This is a genomic window from Streptomyces sp. WELS2, assembly GCF_013870595.1.
Taxonomy (GTDB): Bacteria; Actinomycetota; Actinomycetes; order Streptomycetales; family Streptomycetaceae; genus Streptomyces.
The window spans coordinates 1-3,418 of the sequence record NZ_JACBWZ010000682.1 but is presented as its reverse complement, the minus strand read 5'-3'; the positions used below and the strand labels follow the sequence as shown (position 1 = coordinate 3,418).

Here is a 3,418-nt window from a genome sequence, read left to right as displayed (position 1 = left end):
TGTTCGCCAACGAGGACTACGTCCAGTGGCGCCCGGACCTGGTGTGGTTCAACAACCACGACCGGCCAGCCGGGCCTGGTGGGCGGCCTGCTGGGCTGACGGGACGACGAAGGGGCCCTGTACCGGGGAGGTACAGGGCCCCTTCGTCGTACGCGGCTACCGGCTCAGCGCCGCCAGCTCCTTGGCCGCCTCGGTCAGGTCCTTCGCCGTGTCGATGGCCCGCCAGTACGCCCCCTGCGGGATGGGGAACCCGGCCAGCTTGTGCTCCCGGGCCAGGCGGGGGAACGTCGTGCGCTCGTGGTCCCCGCGCTCCGGCAGCAGCGCGGCGAAGGCGGGGGAGAACACGTACACGCCCGCGTTGATCTCGAACGTGGACGGCGGTGCCTCGATGAAGTCGGTGATGTGCCCGAAGCCGTCGGTCTGCACCGCGCCCCAGGGAATGCGCGGCCGGGCCAGCGCGAGGGTGGCGACGGCGTCCCGCTCGGTGTGGAAGTCGGCCATGTCCCGCAGCGAGAAGCGGGTCCAGATGTCACCGTTGGTGGCGTACCACGGCTGGTCGGGGTGGGGCAGATGCGCGGCGGCGTAGCGCAGGCCGCCGCCGCGGCCGAGGGGCTCGCTCTCCACGACGGTGGTGACGGAGACCGGCAGGTCGGCCGAGTCCAGCCACTTCTGCAGGACGTCGGCGAGGTGGCCGCACGAGACGACCACGTCCGTGACACCCTCCTCGGCGAGCCAGGTGAGCTGGTGGCCGATGATCGGCGTGCCCGTGCCGGGGATCTCGACCATCGGCTTGGGCCGGTCGTCGGTGTACGGACGCAGCCGCGAGCCCTGGCCACCGGCCAGGACCACGGCTTGAGTGGGGCGCGACGCGGCGCTCGGATGGGTCATGACCGCACTGTACGTGGCGCCCCGGCGCGGTGTGGCGGCGGCGACGGCACGCGGGGAGCCGCCGCCGGCCGGTCGTGTCGGTCGTGTACGTCCCGGTGCGCGCGTGGGTACGCGCGGTGGCGCGCGTCAGCCGCGTGCGGCCAGGACACCCGTGGCGAAGGAGGTGTCGCACACGGGGCGGGCGTAGGACTGGGCGCGCGAGGCGCCGTAGATGCGCACCGCGGCCGTGCCGAGGGCGCGGGCGATGGAGGAGCAGTGCCGGGCGAGCGAGGGGCGTCCGTTGACGGCCCGCTGGAGGTGGGTGAGCACCGCGCCGGGGTCCTTGTCCTGGAGTTCACTCATGAGCTGCTCGCGGAGCACGTCCTCGGGCGCGCGGGCGGCCGTACGGGCGGGGATCGCCGCCGACGTCACGTCGGAGGCGGTCAGCACCGAGTCGGCGGGGCTGCCCGTCCAGTTCACCCGGGTGACCGCGAGGGTCCCGGAGAGCACCATGAAGACGGGCAGGACGAGGGCGAGAGTGCGGCCGATCCGGCGGGCAGGGCCGCCCCGGTGGCCGCGTCGCGTCTGTGGGGTGGTGGAGTGCTTCACGCGTGTGAGGGTAGCGCCCGGTAATGACAAGGGGACACTGCGTCACACTTTTGGGGGATGAGAAGGCGGGGATTTCCGGGTAACGGGTTGACGAAGCACCCGCCGGAGACCGCCCCGCCGCACGGGAAGGGCCCCCGCGCGCCGAGCGCGCGGGGGCCCTTCCCGGTGCCGGGGGCCGTCAGTCGGTCAGCCGCTCGCCGGTGGACGTGGAGAACACGTGGATCTCGCCCGGCCGCGGCACGACGTGCAGCGTGGAGCCCTTGTCCGGGATCTGCCGGCCGTTGACGCGGACGACCAGGTCCTTGGCCTCGCCGCCGACCTCCGCGGAGCCGTACACATAGCCGTCGGCGCCCAGCTCCTCGACGACGTTGACCGACACGGCGAGGCCGGCCGGGGCGTCGGCGGCGTCCTTCGACAGGGACGCGGCGGCGCCGCCGTTCAGCTCGACCACGTCGAAGTGCTCGGGGCGGACGCCGACGGTGACCGTGCGGTCGCCCTTGTCGGCGGCGGCCTTCAGGGCGTCCCGGTTGACCGGGACGACGCTGTTGCCGAACTCGACGCCGCCGTCGGTGATCGGGACCTCGACCAGGTTCATGGCGGGGGAGCCGATGAAGCCGGCGACGAAGAGGTTCGCGGGCCTGTCGTACATGTTCCGCGGCGAGTCGACCTGCTGGAGCAGCCCGTCCTTGAGGACCGCCACCCGGTCGCCCATCGTCATGGCCTCGACCTGGTCGTGGGTGACGTAGACGGTGGTGATGCCGAGCCGGCGCTGGAGCGAGGCGATCTGCGTACGGGTGGAGACGCGGAGCTTGGCGTCCAGGTTGGACAGCGGCTCGTCCATGAGGAAGACCTGCGGCTCGCGCACGATCGCGCGGCCCATGGCGACACGCTGGCGCTGACCGCCGGAGAGCGCCTTCGGCTTGCGGTCCAGGTACTGGGTCAGGTCGAGGATCTTCGCGGCCTCCTCGACCTTCTGCCGGATTTCCGCCTTCGGCACGCCGGCGATCTTGAGCGCGAAGCCCATGTTGTCGGCGACCGTCATGTGCGGGTACAGGGCGTAGTTCTGGAACACCATGGCGATGTCCCGGTCCTTGGGCGGCAGGTGCGTGACGTCGCGGTCACCGATGCGGATGGCGCCGCCGTTGACGTCCTCCAGGCCCGCGAGCATCCGCAGGGAGGTGGACTTGCCGCAACCGGACGGGCCGACCAGGACGAGGAACTCGCCGTCCTCGATCGCGATGTCGAGCGCGTCGACGGCGGGCTTGTCGGCACCCGGGTAGATCCGGGTCGCCTTGTCGAACGTGACTGTGGCCATGGTGAATGGGCCCCCTTCTACCGGCAGGAACGTGCCGGACGATCCGTTGTAGGAAGGTGGTTGGCGTAGTCCACCGGGGTGAACTGGACCGAGACGCTACCCGGCGATCACCGGCCCTGTCAGTACCCCGGCCCAGGTGAACTTCGCGGAAATTTTCGACGGGCCCACCACCAGACCTGGGTACACTGCACGAGCACCCAGGTGCGCGCCTCCTTAGCTCAGCTGGTCAGAGCGCCGCTCTTGTAAAGCGAAGGTCGTCGGTTCGAATCCGACAGGGGGCTCCGGCAGGCCCGGGTGGGACCCGCTCCCACCTGGGCTTTCTCATGCCAGCAGGCGGGCGATCTCCAGCCGGCGCGCCTCGATGGGGCGGCCGTCCTCCACGTCCCACAGGGCGTTCTGCAGCAGCCGGCCGCAGGTCCAGGCGCGGGCCCGGTCCCGGTCCAGGCCGAGGACGTCGGTCATCGCGTCGAAGCGCCAGCGGACCTCGGCCGCCTCGAACCGGTTGTCCAGGGCGGGCCACAGCTCGAAGCCGGGGTCGCCGGCCAGCGGCTTGGGGTCGATGGCGAGCCAGTCGGCGCGCTCGGCGGCCAGCACGTTCTCGTCGTGCAGGTCCCAGTGCAGCAGCCG

At 71.7% G+C, this 3,418-nt stretch carries 4 protein-coding genes and 1 tRNA gene; 1 reads left to right on the top strand and 4 read right to left on the bottom strand.

Translation table 11 applies throughout. The features are described 5' to 3' along the window. Positions 1 to 156: 156 nt before the first annotated feature. The 3 genes from H5J33_RS28060 to H5J33_RS28050 form a co-directional block, all read right to left on the bottom strand. Positions 157 to 888: a nucleotidyltransferase family protein gene (locus H5J33_RS28060; RefSeq protein WP_181797631.1), complete on the bottom strand. Its 732-nt coding sequence runs from the start codon at positions 886 to 888 to the stop codon at positions 157 to 159. A gap of 126 nt (positions 889 to 1,014) precedes the next feature. Continuing rightward, on the bottom strand, positions 1,015 to 1,476 hold the full coding sequence (locus H5J33_RS28055) for a hypothetical protein (protein WP_181797630.1): 462 nt from the start codon (positions 1,474 to 1,476) through the stop codon (positions 1,015 to 1,017). Positions 1,477 to 1,654: 178 nt separating this feature from the next. Then, positions 1,655 to 2,791, bottom strand: a complete 1,137-nt coding sequence (locus H5J33_RS28050) for an ABC transporter ATP-binding protein (protein ID WP_181797629.1) — start codon at positions 2,789 to 2,791, stop codon at positions 1,655 to 1,657. A 207-nt stretch (positions 2,792 to 2,998) separates the two neighbouring features. On the opposite strand from H5J33_RS28050, the gene H5J33_RS28045 reads away from it, so the two are divergent. Then, positions 2,999 to 3,072: transfer RNA gene (locus tag H5J33_RS28045), tRNA-Thr, on the top strand. Between the two features lie 40 nt (positions 3,073 to 3,112). Here the strand turns inward: H5J33_RS28045 and H5J33_RS28040 are convergent. Further along, the coding region (locus H5J33_RS28040; protein ID WP_220212813.1) for an aminoglycoside phosphotransferase family protein at positions 3,113 to 3,418 on the bottom strand (306 nt) is incomplete at its 5' end.

Excerpts from the sequence above, each read along its gene's own strand:
- H5J33_RS28060 (WP_181797631.1), bottom strand. The coding sequence starts at position 888 with ATGACCCATCCGAGCGCCGCGTCGCGCCCCACTCAAGCCGTGGTCCTG.
- H5J33_RS28050 (WP_181797629.1), bottom strand. The coding sequence starts at position 2,791 with ATGGCCACAGTCACGTTCGACAAGGCGACCCGGATCTACCCGGGTGCC.